The 22,665-nt window shown below is 57.4% G+C and carries 18 protein-coding genes; 8 read left to right on the top strand and 10 right to left on the bottom strand.

Annotated features, from left to right (window positions below):
• Window positions 1-48: 48 nt before the first annotated feature.
• Window positions 49-669 (bottom strand): superoxide dismutase [Mn], encoded by a 621-nt coding sequence (gene sodA, locus M2416_RS24285; RefSeq protein ID WP_041143426.1) that lies wholly within the window; start codon window positions 667-669, stop codon window positions 49-51.
• Between the two features lie 291 nt (window positions 670-960).
• Here sodA and rhaT point away from each other — a divergent pair, with 291 nt between their 5' ends.
• Window positions 961-1,995 carry an L-rhamnose/proton symporter RhaT gene (gene rhaT / locus M2416_RS24280; protein WP_076947955.1) on the top strand — a complete coding sequence of 345 codons (1,035 nt, stop codon included), beginning with the start codon at window positions 961-963 and terminating at the stop codon, window positions 1,993-1,995.
• A gap of 34 nt (window positions 1,996-2,029) precedes the next feature.
• Here the strand turns inward: rhaT and M2416_RS24275 are convergent, their stop codons facing one another.
• The 9 genes from M2416_RS24275 to rhaS (M2416_RS24235) form a co-directional block, all read right to left on the bottom strand.
• Window positions 2,030-4,117, bottom strand: a complete 2,088-nt coding sequence (locus tag M2416_RS24275) for a metallophosphoesterase family protein (RefSeq protein ID WP_259227334.1) — start codon at window positions 4,115-4,117, stop codon at window positions 2,030-2,032.
• 29 nt (window positions 4,118-4,146) lie between these two features.
• Entirely contained in the window at window positions 4,147-4,854 is a 708-nt protein-coding gene (locus M2416_RS24270; protein ID WP_259227332.1) for an oligogalacturonate-specific porin KdgM family protein, read from the bottom strand.
• A 179-nt stretch (window positions 4,855-5,033) separates the two neighbouring features.
• Entirely contained in the window at window positions 5,034-7,520 is a 2,487-nt protein-coding gene (ptsP, locus tag M2416_RS24265) for a phosphoenolpyruvate--protein phosphotransferase (protein WP_259227330.1), read from the bottom strand.
• A 4-nt stretch (window positions 7,521-7,524) separates the two neighbouring features.
• Entirely contained in the window at window positions 7,525-10,122 is a 2,598-nt protein-coding gene (locus M2416_RS24260; protein ID WP_259227329.1) for a glycoside hydrolase family 38 N-terminal domain-containing protein, read from the bottom strand.
• 95 nt (window positions 10,123-10,217) lie between these two features.
• Window positions 10,218-11,345, bottom strand: coding sequence for a PTS fructose transporter subunit IIC (locus tag M2416_RS24255; protein ID WP_259227328.1), 1,128 nt, complete (start codon window positions 11,343-11,345; stop codon window positions 10,218-10,220).
• Complete coding sequence (locus M2416_RS24250; RefSeq protein ID WP_259227327.1) at window positions 11,338-11,652, bottom strand: PTS fructose transporter subunit IIB; 315 nt, start codon at window positions 11,650-11,652, stop codon at window positions 11,338-11,340. The genes M2416_RS24255 and M2416_RS24250 overlap by 8 nt, the downstream gene beginning before the upstream one ends.
• Window positions 11,582-12,124, bottom strand: coding sequence for a hypothetical protein (locus tag M2416_RS24245; protein WP_259227324.1), 543 nt, complete (start codon window positions 12,122-12,124; stop codon window positions 11,582-11,584). The genes M2416_RS24250 and M2416_RS24245 overlap by 71 nt, the downstream gene beginning before the upstream one ends.
• Before the next feature lie 145 nt (window positions 12,125-12,269).
• The gene (gene rhaR / locus M2416_RS24240; protein WP_259227322.1) at window positions 12,270-13,118 is read right to left on the bottom strand and encodes an HTH-type transcriptional activator RhaR; all 849 of its coding nucleotides are present in this window, start codon (window positions 13,116-13,118) and stop codon (window positions 12,270-12,272) included.
• A gap of 73 nt (window positions 13,119-13,191) precedes the next feature.
• Window positions 13,192-14,028 (bottom strand): HTH-type transcriptional activator RhaS, encoded by an 837-nt coding sequence (gene rhaS, locus M2416_RS24235; RefSeq protein WP_076947954.1) that lies wholly within the window; start codon window positions 14,026-14,028, stop codon window positions 13,192-13,194.
• A gap of 313 nt (window positions 14,029-14,341) precedes the next feature.
• On the opposite strand from rhaS (M2416_RS24235), the gene rhaB reads away from it, so the two are divergent.
• The 7 genes from rhaB (at window position 14,342) to M2416_RS24200 (ending at window position 22,664) form a co-directional block, all read left to right on the top strand.
• Window positions 14,342-15,808, top strand: coding sequence for a rhamnulokinase (rhaB, locus tag M2416_RS24230; RefSeq protein WP_259227320.1), 1,467 nt, complete (start codon window positions 14,342-14,344; stop codon window positions 15,806-15,808).
• Complete coding sequence (gene rhaA, locus M2416_RS24225) at window positions 15,805-17,064, top strand: L-rhamnose isomerase (protein ID WP_076947951.1); 1,260 nt, start codon at window positions 15,805-15,807, stop codon at window positions 17,062-17,064. Before rhaB ends, rhaA begins: the two co-directional genes overlap by 4 nt.
• Before the next feature lie 77 nt (window positions 17,065-17,141).
• Window positions 17,142-17,972, top strand: coding sequence for a rhamnulose-1-phosphate aldolase (rhaD, locus tag M2416_RS24220; protein ID WP_076947950.1), 831 nt, complete (start codon window positions 17,142-17,144; stop codon window positions 17,970-17,972).
• Between the two features lie 141 nt (window positions 17,973-18,113).
• Window positions 18,114-19,100 (top strand): rhamnose ABC transporter substrate-binding protein, encoded by a 987-nt coding sequence (gene rhaS, locus M2416_RS24215; protein ID WP_041143419.1) that lies wholly within the window; start codon window positions 18,114-18,116, stop codon window positions 19,098-19,100.
• 50 nt (window positions 19,101-19,150) lie between these two features.
• Window positions 19,151-20,662, top strand: a complete 1,512-nt coding sequence (locus M2416_RS24210; RefSeq protein WP_259227315.1) for a sugar ABC transporter ATP-binding protein — start codon at window positions 19,151-19,153, stop codon at window positions 20,660-20,662.
• On the top strand, window positions 20,662-21,666 hold the full coding sequence (locus tag M2416_RS24205; protein WP_076947948.1) for an ABC transporter permease: 1,005 nt from the start codon (window positions 20,662-20,664) through the stop codon (window positions 21,664-21,666). Before M2416_RS24210 ends, M2416_RS24205 begins: the two co-directional genes overlap by 1 nt.
• Entirely contained in the window at window positions 21,663-22,664 is a 1,002-nt protein-coding gene (locus M2416_RS24200) for an ABC transporter permease (protein WP_076947947.1), read from the top strand. The genes M2416_RS24205 and M2416_RS24200 overlap by 4 nt, the downstream gene beginning before the upstream one ends.
• Window position 22,665 lies beyond the last annotated feature (1 nt).

Raw genomic sequence — 22,665 nt, 5'->3', positions numbered from 1 at the left:
AAAAAAAGCGAGTCATCAGACTCGCTTCTCATTCAGCACAATGCAACCTTATTTTTTGGCGGCAAAACGCGCTGCTGCTTCGTCCCAGTTAACCACGTTCCAGAACTCTTTGATGTAGTCCGGGCGGCGGTTCTGGAATTTCAGGTAGTAAGCGTGTTCCCACACGTCCAGGCCCAGGATCGGGAAACCGGAAGCGCCGGAGATAGCTTCACCCATCAGCGGGGAGTCCTGGTTCGCGGTAGAAACCACGGCCAGCTTGTCGCCTTTCAGTACCAGCCACGCCCAGCCGGAGCCGAAACGGGTGGCTGCAGCTTTTTCAAACTCAGCTTTGAAGTTATCAACGGAGCCGAAATCGCGCTCGATAGCCGCTTTCAGGTCGCCCTGCAGGGTGGTACCGGTTTTCAGGCCTTTCCAGAACAGGCTATGGTTAGCGTGGCCGCCCGCGTTGTTACGCAGAGGACCTTTTTTGTCAGCCGGCAGCTGATCCAGTTTAGTAATCAGCTCTTCAACAGACAGATCGGCGAATTCCGGCAGGCTTTCCAGCGCAGCGTTGGCGTTGTTAACGTAAGCCTGGTGGTGCTTAGTATGGTGGATTTCCATAGTCTGCTTGTCGAAGTGCGGTTCCAGGGCGTCATAAGCGTACGGCAGGGCTGGCAGTGTAAAACTCATAATCATCTCCATTATTGTCGAGCGGCTGAAAGTGTTAAGGCCGCGTAAGCAGTTGGTTCATTATAGTTAATTAAATGATATTGAAAACGCTTATCAATGCCGTATTTTTAATAAGGTTATAACAGAGTGTGATACCCGCGATTTTGTGAGCTGGAACAAGTAATTAAGCCGTTGGTTGCCAGGGTTTACCCACACGTGGCAACAGCCTGAAGGCGATAAAACTGACCGATTTTTACACTCATCGGGTCGGAAGAAGATTTATCCGATAAAAAATAGATGAGGATAAAATCAATGAATCACGCGATTACGATGGGTATTTTTTGGCATTTGATAGGTGCGGCCAGTGCAGCCTGTTTCTATGCTCCGTTCAAACAAGTTAAGCAGTGGTCATGGGAAACCATGTGGTCTATCGGCGGGATTGTCTCGTGGCTGATCCTGCCCTGGACTATCAGCGCCCTGCTGTTGCCTGATTTTTGGGCCTATTACAACTCCTTTAGCGCCTCGACTCTGCTGCCGGTCTTCCTGTTCGGCGCGATGTGGGGTATCGGCAATATCAACTACGGCCTGACCATGCGCTATCTCGGCATGTCGATGGGGATCGGTATCGCCATCGGCATTACCCTGATCGTCGGTACGCTCATGACCCCGATTCTCAACGGTCAGTTCGAGGTTTTAATCAATACCAAAGGCGGTCAGATGACGCTGCTCGGCGTGCTGGTCGCGGTGATTGGCGTCGCCATTGTCACCCGAGCGGGGCAGTTGAAAGAGCGCAAAATGGGCATTAAGGCCGCAGACTTCAACCTCAAAAAAGGTCTGGTCCTGGCGGTCATGTGCGGCATTTTCTCGGCGGGGATGTCGTTTGCAATGAACGCCGCCAAACCGATGCACGAAGCCGCCGCGGCGCTGGGGGTTGACCCGCTGTACACCGCCCTGCCTAGCTACGTGGTGATCATGGGCGGCGGCGCGCTGGTGAACCTCGGATTCTGCTTTATTCGGCTGGCAAAAGTGAAAAACCTGTCGATAAAAGCGGACTTCTCGCGGGCAAAACCGCTCATCATCGCCAATATCCTGCTTTCCGCGCTCGGCGGCCTGATGTGGTACCTGCAGTTCTTCTTCTACGCATGGGGCCACGCCAGCATTCCGGCACAGTACGACTATATGAGCTGGATGCTGCATATGAGCTTCTACGTTCTGTGCGGTGGGCTGGTGGGGCTGGTGCTGAAGGAGTGGAACAACGCCGGACGGCGTCCGGTGGGCGTACTCAGCCTCGGCTGCGTGGTGATCATTATTGCCGCCAATATTGTCGGCCTGGGAATGGCGAACTAATTCTCGCCCCTGCCGCATCGGCAGGGGCAAGCTTTTAACGCGCGGAGATCTCCCCGGTTTCGCTATTCAGGTGGAAATTTCGTGAAGGGTTGCCGCGCAGATATTTATCGATAACGCTAAAAATACTGCCAAAACGCAGGCGGAAAATGGACTCGAAATCGCTATCCGGCATCACCGCTGAAGCCTCATCAGGTAAGGACTGCGCCAACGTGTGGGTCAACAGCTGATATTCACGTAAGCGTTGCGCGGGAATATCACGCAGCGCCAGCTCATCGGCATTGCGCAGGCGATAAAAATCCACCGCTAAATCAAAGCCGTTCCAGGATGCAAACCGCTCCATCGTCATGCCAGCATCCCGGGCCAGGGCTTGCGCTTTTTGCTGCGCAAGCTGCCATGCTGCGGCATTTTTTTGCAGGTAAATTTGTCCGATAGCCCTGACAGGAGGCTCGTCTCCTTTAGCACACACGGCACGATCGCCGCTCATCGGTACGGTCAGAACATCCTGCCAGGAGGTATGACTGCTCAACTGGCTCAGCGTTAGCATTTCCGCGCCGTTCAGGCTGAAAAGCATCTGCCGAATTTCACACGGCCACTCTTCGGGAATAAAGCGCAGCCGGGTAAGCTCGGTGATGTGCCAGTTAGTAAAGTCATAGTAATCCTTCGCGCCCAGCACCGCTTTGTTCCATAAATGCGCAGAGCCCGTTGCTTTCAGATGCTCCCACTCTTGCTGATAATGTTCAAAAAGCTCATTAAAGCGCGGCACGCTGTCCAGGATAACGGTCTGAACATCGATTTCGCTACGGTTAGCGAAATTGAGGATTTTATACGCCGGAACGTAGGCCGCCATGGAAGGCGCCTGAATGTTAAAGAGCAGGCTGCCGTCAGGATATTTACGCACGCCGGTATCGTTAAAGTGCATATGTCCGCCGACGTGTACGCCAATACCCGTTTTCGCTAACGCATGGCTGGTATCCTCCTTCGGGGCCCGCTTCAGCTGAAATTTACCTTCGCCAAAGATGGACTCCAGATCGCTGGCAGCGCCGTTATCGAACTCCACCATCGGGAAGTGGCTAAAGGTGATCAGCGTCTTGTTCTGCTCCTTCGCTCGCCTGGCAACGGACGTCATCCACGCCACCACCTGCTGCTTATGAGTGAGCATTTTGTTGTAGCCAGCATCGCCTGAGCCCGCGAAGTTTTTAGCGGACTGTGGATTCGCCTTATCCGCATCCTCACGCGGCACGTAGACATTCGCATCAACGGCCAGCAGCCATAGTCCAGGGATCGGCTCAACAAGATAGCTGCTGTCAGCAACGGTAAAACAGGGGCCATAGTCCGGCTGCCGATATGCGCCTCCGGTTCCCTGGGCGCAAATCTCATACTGCCGCTGACGGAAATCGCTGGCCTGCTTTGCTTTGGCAAACGTGTAATCCTGCTGCTCATAGGATGAGTAAGGCGTTTCCCAGTAAATATCTTCCGGCTGCGGGTCGATACCAAACGGGGCCATCATGTCCATGATGTACTCATACCCGCGGCTCACCATCTCCTCGCTGCAGATGGTTGGCAGTTCCGCGCCTGTTGGGATAAGCGCGGTTTTCCCGTGATAACCCGTACACTCTTTGGCGCCAAAACTAAAAATACGCTGCGTTTTTCCTCCCTGCCCTAAGAAATCCTCCTCCCCATCGGGTAAATCAAAGGGCCGGTTAGGATCATGATTGCCCGGCGTCGCAAAGAATCGCATGGCGTATTTTTGCTCATACTCCTTCAATAAGGCCACTAATCCACGAATATGCACGGACTGGCCGTCGTCGCTAAAATCACCGGGAAGCGCGATCAGCTTGATCCCCTTTTTCCCGGCATCATCCAGCGCCGCGCGCAGGGCAAAGTAGTTTTCATTGAATAAGCGCGTCGAGGTCAGCTGCGCATACATGGTGCGAATCATCGCATTCTGCCCGCTCTTACTATTTTTCAGGCCGCTAAATGCGCCGTCCTGAAATTCACCGTAGACATCATGAAAATGGATATCCGGCATAAATGCGACACGATATTGATAATTTTCTGTAGCCGCAACGGCATGGCTACAGAGGAAAAATGCCGCTATTCCGGCAATGGAAATTATTCTCATTGCATCTCCTTATTTTTATCAAAGAAAAATTAGAAGTTATAGGTAATACCTACGCGATAACGCACCTCCCAGGCATCACGATAAGTTTTGCCATCTTTTACATAAGAACCATCATCATATGAAACATACCCTAATTCGACATACGGCACCCAGGTTTTGTTTCCTCTCCAGGCCACCGTCACATTATGCACATAATCTTTTTCTTTACCGCGTAACGCCGGGTAGTCGGTATCGAATTTATATTCAAAGTCATAATCAAAAGAGACATCATAAATCCGGTAGCCAAGATAGAAGTTTGCCTGCCAGTAGTGCTGGCTGGCTCTATCCGGGTCATACTCTCGTTCATAATCACGAACAGCGTAGCGCAGCCTGGCTCCGCTAGAGAATGCGTCGGTCCAGTTATAGACGCTCTTCACGCTAAACTTGTACGCCGTGTCACGCTCTCCTGAATCCAGCGCGAAGGAGGGAGTGATGGAGAGGTTGTCCAGTAGTTTATATTTGTAACCAAGTTCAAATTCGTTGCCTTTTGAGGAGAGATTATCCCAAAAGCCGCCCTGTTTACTCTCCCACTTACCCTCGACGCTAAAGTAAATACCGTTATTTAAAGAATGTCCCATTTTGATCCGATCTTCTTGTCGATGCTGATCGCCCAGCCACTCATGCCGGTAATCAATATAGGTTGCATGCGAGGAAAAGCTGGCGACCAAAAATAGTCCACCGAGGTATTGTTTTTTCATAATAATTGTCCATTTTATTTATTTATTTATTTATTAAAATAAGAAAACCAACTAAAAAATAACCCTCCTTTTGGTTACAAACGAAATCATTAATAAATACGGGCAGCACGATGCCGCTGCCCTGAGGCAGATAAAAATCAGTACATAAATAAACTAGCGTTCAGTAACGGCCAAAATACTTACAACGCAATCTGCCGTTGCAGTAATTCAGCAACCGCCTGCGGGTTATTACCCTCCAGTAATTGCTGGCGAAAATCGGCATGCATTAATTTTCTTGCCAGCCGCGAGAATATCTTCATGTGATCGTCTTTTTCCTGTTCGCTCACCGTCAGCATGATCACCAGCGATACGGAAACTTCCTCATTCCAGGCCAGCGGCGAGGCGAGACGCATAACCGACACGCTGCTGCTGGTAACGGCGGGCGATTTACAGTGGGGGAGCGCAATAGCAAAGCCCAGCGCGGTAGAAAAGATGGCCTCGCGCTGCCAGATTGCCGCTTCCACTTCCGCTCCGCAGCGGACGCGCTGCTCAATTTCAAGGTTATCGGTCAGGCGCTTAATCACCTCAGCCTTAGTATCAACGGCCAGATCGAGCAAGATCAGCCGGGGATCGAACACCGGATAAGCGGTTATCGACTGTTTCTTCAGAAGAGCCACTACCTCTTGTGCGCTCTCGCCCGCCACCGCCTGTTGCAGCATCTGCTGGCATTCAGCGACGGAAAGCGTAGCCAGCTGCGCTTTCGCGCTACCGATACGGCTGGCGGACATACTGATATGGCGCAGCCCGGCTCCCAGCAGCAGCGGCAGCGCCTGCAGATCGCCGCCCATTTCGCCGCACAGGCTAATCTCCAGGCCAGCGCGATGCGCCCGCGCCGTCATCTCTTGCAGCAGCTGCAAAAATGCCGGATCGAAGTAGTTATAAAGATGGCGCACGCTGGCATTACCCCGATCGCAGGCCAGAAAGTACTGCGCCAGGTCGTTGCTGCCAATAGAGATAAAATCAATCCAGGCGGCAGCTTTATCCAGTATATAAAGCACCGAGGGGACTTCAGCCATAATGCCCAATGACCAGGTTCCGGTCGCCACGCCCTGCGCCGTCAGTTCAGCCTGAGTCTGCTGAAACTGCGTATGCAACCACTTAACCTCCTCCAGCGTCGCGACCATCGGAGCCATAATATGCAGCGGCCCGGCGGCGCTGGCGCGTAATAGCGCCCGCATCTGGGTGGAAAAAAGCGCCATCAACGCGGGATAAAGGCGCACCCCGCGCCAGCCGAGGAACGGGTTCTCTTCCTCAGGTAAATTCAGGTAGTCGCAGGGCTTATCACCGCCAATATCCAGTGTACGGATCACCACTTTGCGGCCCTGCGCCTGTTCCAGTACCTGACGATAGGCCTGATACTGCTCTTCTTCATCAGGTGGTGAGCTGCGCTCGCAGAACAGCATTTCCGTGCGGAATAGCCCAATCCCCTGCGCTCCGGCAGCAAACGCCGCCTCGGCTTCCACCGCCAGCGCAATATTCGCCAGTAGCGCTACGCGCTCGCCATCCTGCATGACTCCAGGCTGGCCGATAAACGGCTGCAGGCGGTTAGCAATACGCTGATATTTTTCCGTTTCCAGTTGATACCAGCGCTGCGCCTGCCCATCAGGCGAGAGGATCGCCACGCCATGACGAGCATCAAGCAGCAGCGCTTCACCGCCGGGGATCTGCCCTGAATCCGCCATCGACACGCTGAGAAGCGGGATCCCAAACGAACGCGCCAGAATCACCGTATGCGATGTTTCGCCGCCATCACCCATAATAATCCCCTTCAGCCTGGGGCCCCGCAGCGCCAGAAGCTGGCCGGGCGTCATCGGCGTCGGGCTTATTACAATCGTATCCTGCTGTAGAGGCGCAAGCGTGATGAGCGGTTGCGCTGTCAGATGCGCCGCAAGGCGCAGCCCGAGGTCCTGGAGGTCCAGCACCCGCTGGCGTAAATAGGCGCTTCGGCTTTCACGCAGCGGAGCGCAGAGTTCATCCAACGCCTGAGCCAGCGCCGCTACCGCGTTTCTCTGCTGGCGCGGCGCAAGTAATGCGCTTTCCAGCAGTGCGTCATCAAGCAGCTTGATATGTGCCAGCAATACCGCTGCCGCGTCCCCTTGCGCATCATGATGCTCCTGGCGCAACTGCAGGCGAACCTGAGCCAGCGCATGTTGCATGGCCTCATGCTGAGCTGCGGGTTCTTCAGGCTCTTGCCGCTGCGCCAATGCATGTAAATCAACCGTCCCCAGCAGCAGCGCTTCGCCCTGAGCCAGACCCGAGCTGACGCCGCTACCGCACACAAACGGCGATGTCGTCTGCGCAAGAAACACCGGCAAAGGCTGCTCGGGGCGATCGGCAACCGCCACAACGGGCGTATCGCACCCGGCAAATTCATCATGAATAAACCGGCTTAGCATCTGGTACGCCGCATCTTCGTCCAGGCCATCAACCACCAGCTCGCACGGGTCCTGATAGACCACATCCGCGCCAATCATTGCCAGCACGCTGCGCGCGTCCGCCCGTCGTTGGTTCCGCAAGTTACACAGCTCAATCCGGGCAGCAAATGCGCTGACGCGTTGCTCCAGTTCACTGGCGGGCCGGGCATGTAGCCCGTTTTCCAGCGGGCAGATAAAAGGAATTTTCAACACAACGTTATCCTCTGGAATTCGGCGCAATGCGCCAGGTTACAGGTGCGCAAGCAGGCACCAGCGTACGCGGGAGGACGCCAGACTGCTCGGCAAGCGTAACCTCGCGCAGCTCGCCCACCGTTTCAGGCGCGGGGCTGCTAACCGGCTGCGAACCGGAGTTCCAGCCGCGCAAAATGAGTGCGTCTTCGCACTGCGCCTTTTTCAGGGTGCTGAAATGCAGCGACGTTTCCCAGCTCAGCAGGCTGTACATCGCCGGGAAATTCAGACCAGAGGGATTCGTTTTGAATCGCGCCCAGCCGGAATCCAGCCAGCCGATAGCGGGCGTATGCCAGGTCTCCACTTCTCGCCAGAACGCCGGGCTTTCACCATCGTGCAGCGGAATCAGTGCAAATCGCGCGGTAAATTCCCCTGGCATTTGCGAATCCGGCGAGGGGAGGGCCATACCGGAAGCCCGGCCCGGACGCCAGGGCATACCGGCTTTACCCAGCCATCCCACGCTGCGCAGCAGGGTGATCGCCAATACGGAAGGGCGCTCTTCGGGGATCTCATATTCGCGTAATCCCTCCGTCACCACGCTCATTCCTTGCTGACCATCGTGCATCATGACCAGACTCTGCATCGGCCAGAGGGCGGTCGGCGCTTCGCTCCACTTTTCCTGTTGCCAGACATCCAGCGTCGAAGGCCGATTATCACGGCGAATCAGGCCGAAAGGCTGATCGGCGAAATGTACGCTTTGCGCGACGTCGGTGGGAATTTCAACCTGCAGGCGATGATCGCGCAGGGTATTGTTAACATGGACCTGCACATCAAGCGCAGGCCGCTGATGCTCCAGCGTAATCAGCATGCTCACATCGAGCCGCGCATTACGCTGACGACGCTGGCGATCCTCCAGCGTTAGCGGCGCGGCAATAGACCAGCTCAACTCCAGCGTATCGGCCAGCGCACCCTGCTGCCAGTTAACGGACACCAGCGCACCTTCCGTGCTTATTCGCCAGTCAAGTTCCGGCGGTGAATAGTTATAGGTGTCGCCCGCGTCGCCGCCATCCACTAGCTGAATTAAGTCCGCCCAGCGTTTGCCGCTGCGTTTATCCAGCAGAACAACGCGCCCCTGCTCAAGCGTCAGGCGCAGCCAGGGGTTCTCCAGCACGCCGTTTGCCGATGCCGGAGCGGCAAAACCGCATGCCAGCCCTTCTTGCAGATAATACGTCGTATAGCCGCAGGCAGGCAAAGCGCAAGCCTCCAGTAAAATCTCGCATTTACGATAAAAAACCGCTTCGCTGCCGTTCGACAGCTCCTGGACAATCACCGACATATCCTGCGAGGTTTCGCGCATGATTTGCCAGCGGCAGGGCTGCCCGTCGCCATCCACGATGCGAAAATCCTCGCCGGGAAGGTATAGCGTTAGCGCCACCAGGCCATCACGCTTATAGGGTAACGCATTAAAAATCAGGATCTTCTTGCCCTGTTGCTGAGCGCTAATGCCCTTCGCCAGCATCTGCATATTCAGCTCATAGAGCTGATTTGCTTTCTCCTGACCGGATAACAGGCGGGCTTTGACCATCGCGTTAACCCGGTCAGAGTTGCAGCCGCCGATGCTATCGTGGGCGTGAGATTTCATCATTTCGCGCCAGATGGTCTCCACCGTCTGCTGCGGATACGGTAGCCCTAAACGCCAGGCGACGCTAAGCAGCGGTTCAAGCTGGCGGCTGAGGAAGTTCTCCAGCCGGGCATTCGCCTGTTTGATATCCATTCGGGTGGAGAAGATCCCGCGGTGGATACGCATATATTTCGGACTGAGCAGCTCGCCTTCGAAGGTGTCCAGCGGCGTGTCAGACTGCGCAAGCGCGGTAAAATAGCGATTGAAATCACTGCGGATAAACCGATAGCGCGTTTGTTGCGCGTTCAGCGACTCCAGCATCGCGGGTACGCCATATTCAAAAGGCGACTGATCGTTACCGTTGGGCAGCAATAGCTGCGAGCTCCGGCTAAAGAGGCACTGCTTTTCCAGGATCGCGGACAGCAGTGGCCAGGCCTGCTGCGGCTCGGTGGGTAACCATTTCGCGCAGCCATAGCCCTGAGGTAGCACCGCCGTTGTGACGCTGCTGCCGTCCTGGCTACGCCAGCAAAATTCGCTGTTTGCGCTATCGTATTCGCTCCATCCACGCCAGATCACGGCATGCTCAATGGCGAACTGGTTGAGGAACATCGGCAGCTGCGCGCTCTGACCGAAAGAGTCCGGGACATAGCCCACGGCCATGCGCGGCCCCATTTTTTCACAGTCCAGCATACCCAACAGTAAATTGCGGGTGATGGACTCCGCTCCGACCACCAGAAAATCCGTCTGGGTATACCATGGGCCAATGAGCAACCGCCCCGCCGCCACCAGCGCCTGCACCCGCTCGCGATTTTCCGGCGCCAGCTGAAAGTAATCTTCGAGGACTACCGTTTGCCCATCAAGCATAAACGGACCTAATGTTTTATCCGCTTCCAGACGAACCAGCAGATCGGCCATAAAATAATAGAGCAGGACCTGAGAATCATTCTCCGTAAAATACCATTCGCGATCCCAGTGCGTATGCTGAATTAAATGAACGGTTTTCATTACGTATATTCCTTTTTTCAGGCATGGGTATCCCGTGCAAATATTTATCCACACTGAATAGAGACAATTAAAATTCAGATGCGCGCGGCGCGCATCTATCGACTGGCTTTAAATTTGGGCGCCGGTGAGTTTTTTTTCACGCGGTCTTTCTCTGTATTCTCTGCAATGCCGCGAAAAATAAGTAGCGATCCGACCGCGATAATCGCTGAGCCGCAGGCGATAGACAGCACGTAAACGGGCCAGCTCTCAACGGCCAACCAGCCATAGAATCCGGAGATCGGCGCGTGGTTTACCGAGCCCAGCCCTACCGCCATCGCCGCCCCAACCGCGGAGCCAATAACGTTAACAATGATGATACGCGGATTAGCCAGCGCAAAGGGTATCGCCCCTTCTGAAACGCCGATCAGTCCCATTAACGTCGAAGCTTTCCCCGCTTCACGCAGCGACTCAGGGAATCGCGATGACCAGATTAACGTCGCCACGCCAAGGCCTATCGGCGGCACAATTATCGCAACCTGCGCGGCGGTGTTGGGATCGTAAATACCGGAAGCCAGCAGCGCCATCGCCGTAGTGACCGCCGCCTTGTTGACCGGCCCGCCGAGATCGAACCCCACCATCCCGCCAATCACCGCCGCCAGCAGAACCTTATTCGTCCCGGACATCGACAGCAGCCAGCTCTCCATCCCGTGATTCAGTGCCGCCAGCGGCGCACCGATCACGAAGGCCATAATAATGCAGGTCAGCAGCGTCCCACCAACCGGCAGGATAAAAATCGGCCCGGCCGACGCCAGCGCTTTGGGTAATTTTACGTAGCGATTTAGCGCCCGCACGATATAGCCCGCGACAAACCCCGCCGCCAGCGCCCCCAGGAAGCCGGTTCCCAGATTGCTGGCCAGCAGCCCGCCAACCATACCCGGCGCCAGTCCCGGCTTATTCGCCAGCGCAAAGCTAATGTATCCCGCTACCACTGGCAGCATCAGAGACAGCGCCAGACCGCCAAAACCATCGAACTTATGCAGGGCCTGCACCACAATGCTGGCGGCCTGCTCATGGCTGGCGTCCCAGATATTATCGATACCCCAGGCAGAAGCACCGATGCGGGCAATCCCCATCAACACCGCCCCGGCAATAACAAACGGCAGCATCCAGGAAACGCCGGTCATAATCGCATTTTTCACTTCCGCGCCTGCCGAAGCCTTTCCTCCCCCCTGAAACTTAGCCATTCGCGACCTCCTGCTCTACCGCTTCAAACACGGCATCGCCAAATTTAATCGGATCGGAAACGGCGCACTCCAGTTTAATCATGCCGTCAAAGCGCTCTTTACCCTCAATAGCGACATCGGCGGCGATAATCACGGCGTCCGCCCGCGCCAGGTCATCATCGGTAATGACATTCTCCGCACCAAGGCTACCCTGCGTCTCTACCTTCACTTCATGACCGCGACTTTTACCCGTCATTTCAAGCACTTCTGCAGCCATATAGGTATGGGCTACGCCCGTTGGGCAAGCGGCTACACAAACAATGTACATAACGCATCCTTCTGGTCGATTCAGGCAATAAAAAAAGCACAATGGCGAAAACGCGCATTGTGCTTTGAGGAAGGTAAATCAGGTTATTCACGACGCTGTCGCTATCGGCACCGCTGGCATGGCGGCACACCACGAGCTGATGCAGGCTGGAAATACGGAAGCTGAATACCAGCTCATCGCGCTTACGCGAGCACAGTAAAGCCTGCGGCAGCAAGCGGCGGGAACGACCTTTTTTCTGGCCAGGCCGACTAAAGCCGGAACACAGCGCCTGACCCGCGCAATCCCAAAGCTGGGACCATTTTTGGGTTATTTGGCTTTCGGCACCAGGCACGGGAGCAATATCACTTTTAGCCAGGTCGTTGACGGAATTAAACCAGCATGAATCAGCAAGCATGACTTTAATTTTGCTATCGATTGAGAGCAAAATTAAAGTCATGCTTTTTAATACTCGCGATATAAATGAGGTTAACATAAGGCCTCCATGAAATAGTACAGCGAGTGTAGAGTAAAAAAAGGGCAATAACTGTGATTTATTGCACAGAGCATTAAATATTTATTCTGTTTTTTATTAATAGCAGAATAAACATTTCAGATGCCATATTAGAAAATCTAATCAATTATACTCCTACACGACTGCGTTGCCGCCACTGCCCCGGCGTCATGCCAATCTCACGGTTAAAGACCACCGAAAAGTAGTTACTGTCTTCAAATCCGCACAGCATGGCGATTTCGCCAATCAGCCGCTCCGTATGCTGCAGCAGGTACTGCGCGTGGCAAATTCTCAGCTGACGTAAATAGTGGTTGATCGTCATACCCGTCTGCTGGCGAAACTGCTGGCGCAGGGCGCGCTCGCTGCACGCTTCCCGCGCGCAAAAGCGATCGAGGAAAAAGGGTCGGTTCAGGCTACCGGCCAGCTCGGTCAGCAGTTTATCGAGGAGGGCTTCGCTCTGGGTCGCCGCCAGGTTGTCGGTCGCGTAGCGATGTCGGTGCAGAATGAGCGCCAGCTGGGCGAACAGCAGCTCGGCCATCTGATTGGCCTGGGGGTCGCTGCGGGTGCTCTCCTGTTCAAGCTGGGTAATCACCTGCCGCACCTGGGTCATACCGGAGCTGCCGATTCGCCAGTGCGGAACCCACGGCGTACCAAATAGTCCGGGAATATGGGCCGCCCAGTCAAAGTTGAGCCGCAGCCGGTCCGGGCAGTAGATGACGTTTTGCAGGACTAAATCGTTCACCGACGCATAGGAGTGCTTGTCCTGCGCGCGGATATAGAACAGATCGCCGCGGGTAATGCGCCACGGGCGATCGTTAAGCACGTGCAGGCCGTTTCCCCGCCATACCAGCACCAGTTCGCAGAACTCATGGGTATGCTCGGCGAAGACGTTTTGCGGGTAGCGATCCGCTACCGCCACCGCCTGAGAAGGCGAGGCAAAAAACTCATCTTTGCGAAGAATCAACTGACCGGCCACCGCGACAACTCCAGGCACAAATAACGTTTCATTATTCGCGATTTTGCTCGCTAAAACGTTGACTGCTCTCGCGTTACTGAAGAATGGCGTCGCGTCCCTGGCGGATATCACGCGGTGACCAGGAAAACTCGCGGCGAAAAAGCGTCGAAAAGTGGTTACTGTCGCCGAATCCGCAGTGATAGGCGATATCCGTTACGCTGTCATCGCTGTGGCGCAGCAGATGGCGCGCCTTCATCAACCGCACCCGGTTCAGGTAGCGCTGCGGCGTCAGGCCGGTCTGCTGCTTGAGCTGACGATGCAGCGTGCGCAGCGACAGCGAAAACTGTCCCGCCACCTCTTCCCAGCAGACATCCTCGGCAAAGTGATCTTCCAGCCACGCCATCAGGTGATTGAGCCGCGCCTCGCTATCGGCGGCCCCTTCCGCGAGGCTGCTTCTGCGCAGCAGCACCAGCAGCTGCATAAACAAAATTTCCCGGCTGGCAATGGTATGCACATCCGACTCGCCGCCGAGGCTTTCCATCTGGCTGACGATCTGCCGCACCTGCTGCAAAGCCCCCTGATTAACCCGCCAGTGCGAGAGATAGTTGCCTTCCTGCTCCTGCGGCAGCAGCTGGCTGACGCCGCTCAGAAAGCGAAAGGCATCCGGTGCGCGGTAGAGCACGTTGGTCAGGCACAGGTTATCGGTATGTTCATAAAGATGGCGATCGTGATCGCGAATAAAACAGACCGAGCCGCCGCTGATGGTATAGGGCTGGCCGTTGAAAACGTGGATCCCCGTCCCGTGCTCGACGATAACAATTTCATGGAAATCGTGGTGATGCTCCGGAAACGCCGACTGAGGGAGGCGTGGCTCAATGGCAACAGCAGAAGTACCGGACTTAAAGAAATCCACACTGTGCAATACGGTCATAGCAGCTCCCTCGAAATGAGAAATGTTATCAATCAGTGTCGCAAATAGTAATTAAGGACCGGCAATCCGGCCTTCAATTTTCAACCGCAAACGACGTAAAGCCTGCCGCTTTTTCAAGAAACAGCCGGAAAGATCGGGAACTGCGGAGAGCGTCACATCCCCCGCGTCGATAGCGACAGAATGAAATTGTGAGCTCTCTCACGGTCACCTTTGCTTTCTTGCCAGCGGAGAAATTTCCCTGTCCGTGGCAAGAAGGTGCGCAACCGGCGACTTTTTTAGACTGCTGGCAATGATTTTCAGAAGGATCTCTGCCATGAGTTTTCGACATTGTGTCGCCGTTGATTTAGGCGCCTCCAGCGGGCGGGTGATGCTCGCCAGCTATGAAAGCGGACAGCGTGCGCTGACGCTGCGTGAAATCCACCGTTTTACCAACAGCCTGCACAAGGTGGATGGCTACGACTGCTGGGATATCGATAGCCTGGAAGGCGAAATTCGCCGCGGGCTGGCGCTGGTGTGCGCTCAGGGCATCCTTATCGACAGCATCGGCATTGATACCTGGGGCGTAGATTATGTCCTGCTCGACGGTCAGGGCCAGCGCGTCGGCCTCGCGGTTTCCTATCGCGACGACCGCACCCACGGCCTGATGCAGCATGCCGAAGCGCAGATAGGCCGGGCGGATATCTATCGCCGCAGCGGCATTCAGTTTCTGCCGTTCAACACCCTTTACCAGCTGCGCGCCCTGGTTGAGCAGCAGCCGGAGCTGGTGAGCCAGGCCGCGCACGCGCTGCTGATCCCGGACTACTTCAGCTTCCGTCTGACCGGTCGGATGAACTGGGAATACACCAACGCCACCACCACCCAGCTGGTCAATATCAACAGCGATAGCTGGGATGAGGATCTGCTGAACTGGAGCGGCGCGCCGCGCGAGTGGTTCGGTACCCCGACTCATCCCGGCAACGTGATCGGCCACTGGATTTGCCCGCAGGGCAACGCGATCCCGGTCGTCGCCGTCGCCAGTCACGATACCGCCAGCGCGGTGATCGCTTCTCCGCTGGCCGGTAAAAATGCGGCCTATCTCTCCTCCGGCACCTGGTCGTTAATGGGCTTTGAAAGCAAAACCCCCTGCACCGGCGACGATGCGCTGCGGGCCAATATCACCAACGAAGGCGGCGCCGAAGGCCGCTATCGGGTGCTGAAAAATATTATGGGCCTGTGGCTGCTGCAGCGGGTGCTGAAAGAGCAGAACGTCAGCGACCTGCCGGCGCTGATTGCCCAGACCGCCGACCTCCCGGCCTGCCGCTCGGTGATTGACTGCAACGATGAGCGTTTTATCAACCCGGCCAATATGAGCGCTGAGATTCAGGCTGCCTGCCGTGAATCCGGACAGCCGGTGCCCGACGGCGACGCCGAGCTGGCGCGCTGTATTTTTGACAGCCTCGCCCTGCTGTACGCCCGCGTGCTTGGCGAGCTTGCCCGGCTGCGCGGCCAGCCCTTCAGCCAGCTGCATATCGTCGGCGGCGGCTGTCAGAACGCGCTGCTCAATCAGCTGTGCGCGGACGCCTGCGGCATAACGGTTATCGCCGGCCCCGTCGAGGCCTCTACCCTCGGCAATATCGGCATCCAGCTGATGACGCTGGATGAGCTGAACAACGTCGATGATTTCCGTCAGGTGGTGCGCGACAACTACGCGCTCACCACGTTTACCCCTAATCCTGAACATGAAATTGCCCGCTTCGTTGCGCAGTTTCAGCAACAACAGACCAAGGAGCTTTGCGCATGACCACTCAACTTGAACAAGCCTGGGAAATTGCTAAACAGCGCTACGCCGCCGCCGGCGTGGATGTCGAGGAGGCTCTGCGCCAGCTGGACCGGCTCCCGGTATCCATGCACTGCTGGCAGGGCGATGACGTCGCGGGCTTTGAAAACCCGGAGGGGAGCTTAACCGGCGGGATTCAGGCCACCGGCAACTATCCGGGTAAAGCCCGCAACGCGGGCGAGCTGCGCGCCGACCTCGAGCAGGCGCTGAGCCTGATCCCCGGTCCGAAACGGCTGAATCTGCACGCTATCTATCTGGAGTCTGATGTCCCGGTGGCGCGCAACGAAATCAAACCGGAGCACTTTAAAAACTGGGTAGAGTGGGCCAAAAGCAACGGCCTGGGGCTCGACTTTAACCCCTCGTGCTTCTCGCATCCGCTGAGCGCCGACGGTTTTACCCTCTCGCACGCTAACGATGAAATCCGCCAGTTCTGGATCGATCACTGCAAGGCCAGCCGCCGGGTTTCCGCCTATTTCGGCGAGCAGCTGGGCACCCCGTCGGTGATGAATATCTGGATCCCGGACGGCATGAAGGACATCACCGTTGACCGCCTGGCGCCGCGCCAGCGCCTGCTCAACGCGCTGGATGAGGTCATTAGCGAGAAGCTCGATCCGGCGCATCACATCGATGCCGTGGAGAGCAAGCTGTTTGGTATCGGCGCCGAAAGCTACACCGTCGGCTCCAACGAGTTCTATATGGGCTACGCCGCCAGCCGGCAGACCGCGCTGTGCCTGGACGCCGGGCACTTCCATCCCACGGAGGTCATCTCCGACAAGATCTCCGCCGCCATGCTCTACATTCCGCGCCTGCTGCTGCACGTCAGCCGCCCGGTGCGCTGGGATAGCGATCACGTGGTGCTGCTGGATGACGAAACCCAGGCTATCGCCAGCGAAATCATCCGCCACAACCTGTTTGACCGCGTGCACATCGGCCTCGATTTCTTCGACGCCTCCATCAACCGCATCGCGGCGTGGGTGATTGGTACCCGCAACATGAAAAAAGCGCTGCTGCGCGCGCTGCTGGAGCCGACGGAACAGCTGCGCCAGCTGGAAGCCGACGGCGATTACACCGCCCGCCTGGCGCTGCTGGAAGAGCAGAAATGCCTGCCGTGGCAGGCCGTCTGGGAGATGTACTGCCAGCGTCACGATACCCCGGCGGGCAGCCAGTGGCTGGATAGCGTTCGCGGCTACGAGAAGGCCGTTCTCAGCCAGCGCGGGTAGCCCGGCATCCGACAGATAAACAACCTATTCAGGGCGCGGGGTCAACCCCGCGCCGAATCAACAGGAAGCACAAGACTATGCACACGATTATCGACTCCTGGTTCGTCCAGGGCATGATTAAGGCCACCACCGACGCGTGGCTGAAGGGCTGGGATGAGCGCAACGGCGGTAACCTGACGCTGCGCCTCGACGAGGCCGATATCGAACCTTTCGCGGCGGATTTCCACGCCAAACCGCGCTATATCGCCCTGAGCCAGCCGATGCCGACGCTGGCCAACCAGCCGTTTATCGTCACCGGCTCCGGTAAATTCTTCCGCAACGTGCAGCTCGATCCCGCCGCCAACCTCGGCGTGGTCAAAGTGGACAGCGACGGCGCGGGGTATCACATCCTGTGGGGCCTGGAGAACGAGGCGGTGCCGACCTCCGAACTGCCGGCCCACTTCCTCTCCCACAGCGAACGCATCAGGCTAACCGGCGGCAAAGATCGCGTGATCATGCACTGCCACGCCACCAACCTGATCGCCCTGACCTACGTGCTGGAGAACAACAGCGATCTCTTCACCCGCAAGCTCTGGGAAGGCAGCACCGAATGCCTGGTGGTGTTCCCGGACGGCGTCGGCATTCTGCCGTGGATGGTGCCGGGTACCGACGAAATCGGCGGAGCCACTGCGCTGGAAATGCGTCAGCATTCGCTGGTGCTGTGGCCGTTCCACGGCGTCTTCGGCAGCGGGCCGACGCTGGATGAGACCTTTGGCCTGATCGATACCGCCGAGAAATCGGCTGAAGTGCTGGTGAAGGTTTACTCCATGGGTGGCATGAAGCAGACCATCACCCGCGAAGAGCTGATTGCCCTCGGCAAGCGCTTTGATGTGCAGCCCGTGCAGTCCGCGTTAGACCTTTATCAATAATAACATCGCGCCCCGCTCACCGAGACGGGGCGAACTCTGTCACCTGCAAACCCTACCCTAACACTTTCGCCCTGCGGCAGACCACGCATCGGCAGGATGAAAGATAAGGGGAAACTAACTCAATCATGTGGAGTAAAAGCAATGAAAATAAAGACAAGCTTGATCCTCACCGTTGCCGCTCTGGCGTTATCCGGTTCCGCTTTAGCAGAAGTTAAAATTGCCCTCGTGGCAAAATCATTGGGGAATGGATTCTTCGAGGCAGCGAACGTCGGCGCGCAGGAAGCGGCGAAAGAGTTAGGCGATGTGAAAGTGATCTATACCGGCCCCACCACCACCACCGCCGAAGCGCAGATCGAAGTGCTGAACGGGCTGATCGCCCAGGGGGTGGATGCGATCGCCATTTCCGCCAACGATCCGGACGCCGTGGTGCCGGTGCTGAAAAAAGCGATGCAGCGCGGGATCAAAGTGGTCTCCTGGGATTCCGGCGTTGCGCCAGCGGGCCGCCAGATCCACCTGAATCCTTCCAATAACGCACTGATTGGCGAGACCAACGTCAGGCTCGCCGCGGACGCCCTGAAGGCGCTGAACGTCGAAAAAGGCGACGTGGCGATCCTCAGCGCGACCCCCACCTCAACCAACCAGAACATCTGGATCGAAGAGATGAAGAAGGTGCTGCCGAAGTACCCTTCCGTCAACCTGGTCACCGTTGCCTACGGGGACGATCTCTCCGACAAGAGCTACCGCGAAGCGGTCGGCCTGCTGAAGTCGTATCCCAATCTGAAAGCGATCGTCTCGCCTTCGTCGGTGGGGATCGTTGCCGCCGCCCAGGCGGTGAAGGATCAGGGCAAGATTGGCAAGGTGTACGTCACCGGGCTGGGGCTGCCGTCTGAAATGGCCGGAGCGATTAAGTCCGGCGCCAGCAAAAGCTTTGCTATCTGGAACCCCATTGACCTCGGCTACGCCGCCACCTACCTGGCCGACGATTTAGTCAAAGGCACGGCAACCAAAACCGAAGCCAGCATGGGCAGGCTCGGCAAGGTGAAGCTGGATGCCGACGGCAGCGGCGCGATGGCGGAGCCGTTCGTTTACGATGCCGGCAACATCGATAAGTTTTCCAAAATTTTCTAATCCTCAGCCCCCGTTTCGCCTGGAAACGGGGGAAAAACCGGAGACTTATCATGACGGCGTCCACCCCGCTGCTGTCGCTTAAGGGCATCACCAAGGTTTTCCCCGGTGTGCGTGCCCTTGAGAACGTACAGCTCGATCTCTGGCCCGGCAAAGTGACCGCCTTAATTGGCGAAAACGGTGCCGGCAAATCCACGCTGGTCAAAGTGATGACCGGCATTTATCAGCCCGAAGAGGGCGAAATCCTTTATAAAGCGATCCCGATTCAGCTGCCTCATCCGGAGTCGGCGCACCGGGTCGGGATCACCGCCATTCACCAGGAAACGGTGCTGTTTGACGAGCTCTCGGTGACGGAGAATATTTTTGTCGGCCAGTATCTGCATAAAGGCCTGCTGAAAAAGCTCGACTGGCCGGCAATGCACCAGAAAGCCTGGGATATTCTTCGCCGCCTGGAAGTGCAGATCGACCCGCGCGCGACGCTAAAAACGCTGAGCATCGCCCAGCGCCACATGGTGGCTATCGCCCGAGCGCTCTCCTTTGAGGCGCAGGTGGTTATCCTTGACGAGCCGACCGCCGCGCTCTCACAGCACGAAATTCTGGAGTTTTATCAGATAGTCGAGCGCCTGAAGCAGGACGGTAAGGCCATCCTGTTTATCTCGCATAAGTTTGACGAAATCTTCGAGCTGGCGGACTACTACACCATTTTACGCGACGGCGTATACGTGAGCTCCGGCGCCATCAACGAGATCACCGAAGAGCGGATGGTGTCGATGATGGTCGGGCGGGCCATTACCCAAACCTACCCGAAGGTGAGCTGCACCCCGGGAGAAACGGTGCTGGAGGTCAGCAACCTCTGTCACCCCACCGAGTTCGCCAATATCAACTTCAGCCTGCGCAAAGGCGAGATCCTCGGCTTCTACGGGCTGGTCGGCGCCGGGCGCACCGAGCTTATGCAGGCGCTGTCCGGCGTATCGCACCCTTCCTCCGGCGAAATGGTGCTGAATGGCAAAGCGGTGCGCTTTCGCCAGCCGGCGGACGCCATTCAGGCCGGTATCGTCTGCGTGCCGGAAGAGCGGCAGAAGCAGGGGGCGATCGTCGCCCTGCCGATCGCGCAGAACATCAGCCTGCCCCAGCTCGCCAGGCTCAACCCCCGCGGCGTGCTGAACGACGCGCGCGAATGGCGGCTGGCCGATGAGTATGCCTCGCGCCTGCAGGTCAAGGCCTTTAGCTGGCAGCAGGCGGTAGAAACCCTCTCCGGCGGCAACCAGCAGAAAGTGGTGATCGGCAAATGGCTGGCTACCCATCCGCAGGTGATCATTCTCGATGAACCGACGAAAGGCATCGATATCGGTTCAAAAGCGGCGGTGCATCAGTTTATGTCCGAGCTGGTGGGCCAGGGGCTGGCGGTCATTATGGTCTCATCAGAGCTGCCGGAGGTCATGGGAATGGCTGACCGCATCATCGTGATGCACGAAGGGCTGATGGTGGCCGAATATCGCGCCGGCGAAGCGACGGCGGAAACTATCGTCAGCGCCGCCAGCGGCACTGCCCGGGAGGCTGCGTGATGTGGCGACAACTGCTTAAAAACCGCGAAGCGCTGCTGGCGGCGGTCATTATCCTGATGGTCGCGGGCATCGGCAGCCGGGTACCGTCGTTCATCGCGGCGGAAAACCTGGTCGAGATGTTTAACGACACCTCGATTCTGATCGTCCTCGCTCTCGGCCAGATGATGGTGCTGCTGACCAAGGGGATCGACCTGTCGATGGCCGCCAACCTGGCACTGACCGGGATGATCGTCGCCCTGCTTAACGCCCACCACCCGGACATTCCGGTGTGGGCGCTGCTGATGCTGGCGACCCTGCTCGGCCTGCTGATGGGGGTGATTAACGGCCTGCTGGTCTGGCGTCTCGGCATACCGGCGATCGTGGTCACCCTCGGCACCATGAGCATCTATCGCGGCATTATTTTCCTGCTCTCCGACGGCGGCTGGGTTAACTCGCATCAGATGAGCGCGGACTTCCTCGCCCTGCCGCGCGCCTCGCTGCTGGGGCTACCGCTGCTGAGCTGGTGCGCCATCGCCGCCCTGCTGCTGGTGGGCTACTTCCTGCGCTACAGCCGCACCGGGCGGGCGCTATACACCGCAGGCGGCAACGCCACGGCGGCGTACTACACCGGCATCAACGCCGGGAAAATGCAGTTCATCAGCTTCTGCCTTTCCGGGGCGCTGGCGGGATTTTGCGGCTATCTGTGGATCTCCCGCTTTGCCGTCGCCTACGTTGACGTTGCCAACGGCTTCGAGCTGCAGGTCGTGGCCGCCTGCGTCATCGGCGGCATCAGCACCATGGGCGGGACCGGACGCGTAGTCGGCTGCCTGTGCGGCGCGCTATTCCTCGGGATTATCAACAACGCGCTGCCGGTCATCGGTATCTCCCCCTTCTGGCAGATGGCTATCTCCGGCGCAGTTATTGTCATCGCCGTGGTGCTTAACGAGCGTGGGAACAAACGTCAAGGACGGCTCATTCTGCGCAGCGCGGTGCTGGCTTCGCAAAAACAGACGGTGAAACCATGAGCAAAATAATGACCACTGACGAGATGACCGGCCGCCCGACGGCGTCGTCGCCGCTGCGCCGTCTGCTGTGCTGGGAAGGCTTCCTGCTGGCGGTGACCCTAGCCGTTTTTGCCGCCAACGCGCTGGCGTCGCCCTACTTCCTTAATATCTGGAACCTCTCTGACGCCACCTTCAACTTTACCGAGAAGGCGATTATCGTCCTGCCGATGGCGATGCTGATTATCGCCAGAGAGATTGACCTCTCGGTCGCCTCCACCATGGCGCTGAGCTCCACGGCGATGGGCTTTTGCGCGGCGGCGGGGATGGATACGCCGCTGCTGGTGGCCGTCGGGCTGGGAGTGGGCCTGCTGTGCGGCCTGTTTAACGGCATCCTGGTGACGCGCCTGAACCTGTCGTCGATCGTTATCACCATCGGCACCATGAGCCTGTACCGCGGCCTGACCTACATCCTGCTGGGCGATAAGGCGCTAAACCACTATCCGGACAGCTTCGCCTGGTTCGGCCAGGGCTACGTCTGGGGGGCGCTCTCGTTTGAGTTTGCGCTGTTCCTGCTGCTGGCGGCCGCTTTTACCTTCCTGCTGCATAAAACCAACTTTGGCCGCCGCACCTACGCGATTGGCAATAATCCGACCGGCGCCTGGTTTTCCGGGATCAACGTTAAGCGCCATAACCTGATCCTGTTTGCCCTGGTTGGGCTGATGGCGGGGTTGGCCGCGGTGCTGCTGACGTCACGGCTCGGCAGCACTCGTCCCTCGCTGGCGGTGGGCTGGGAGCTGGCGGTCGTGACGATGGCGGTGCTCGGCGGCGTCAATATCCTCGGCGGCTCCGGCAGCATGGTGGGGGTGATTATTGCCGCCTTCCTGATGGGGCTGGTGACCTTTGGCCTGAGCCTGCTCAACGTACCGGGCATCGTGATGTCGATAATCATCGGCGCCATGCTGATAGCGGTGATTTCGCTGCCGATTATCGCCCGGCGGGTGCTGCAGCGAAGACATTAGC

The sequence above is a fragment of the Klebsiella sp. BIGb0132 genome (assembly GCF_024810075.1).
Lineage (GTDB): Bacteria > Pseudomonadota > Gammaproteobacteria > Enterobacterales > Enterobacteriaceae > Klebsiella > Klebsiella terrigena.
Note: the sequence above shows the minus strand (reverse complement) of the source record. Positions and strands in the feature narration are given on the sequence as shown.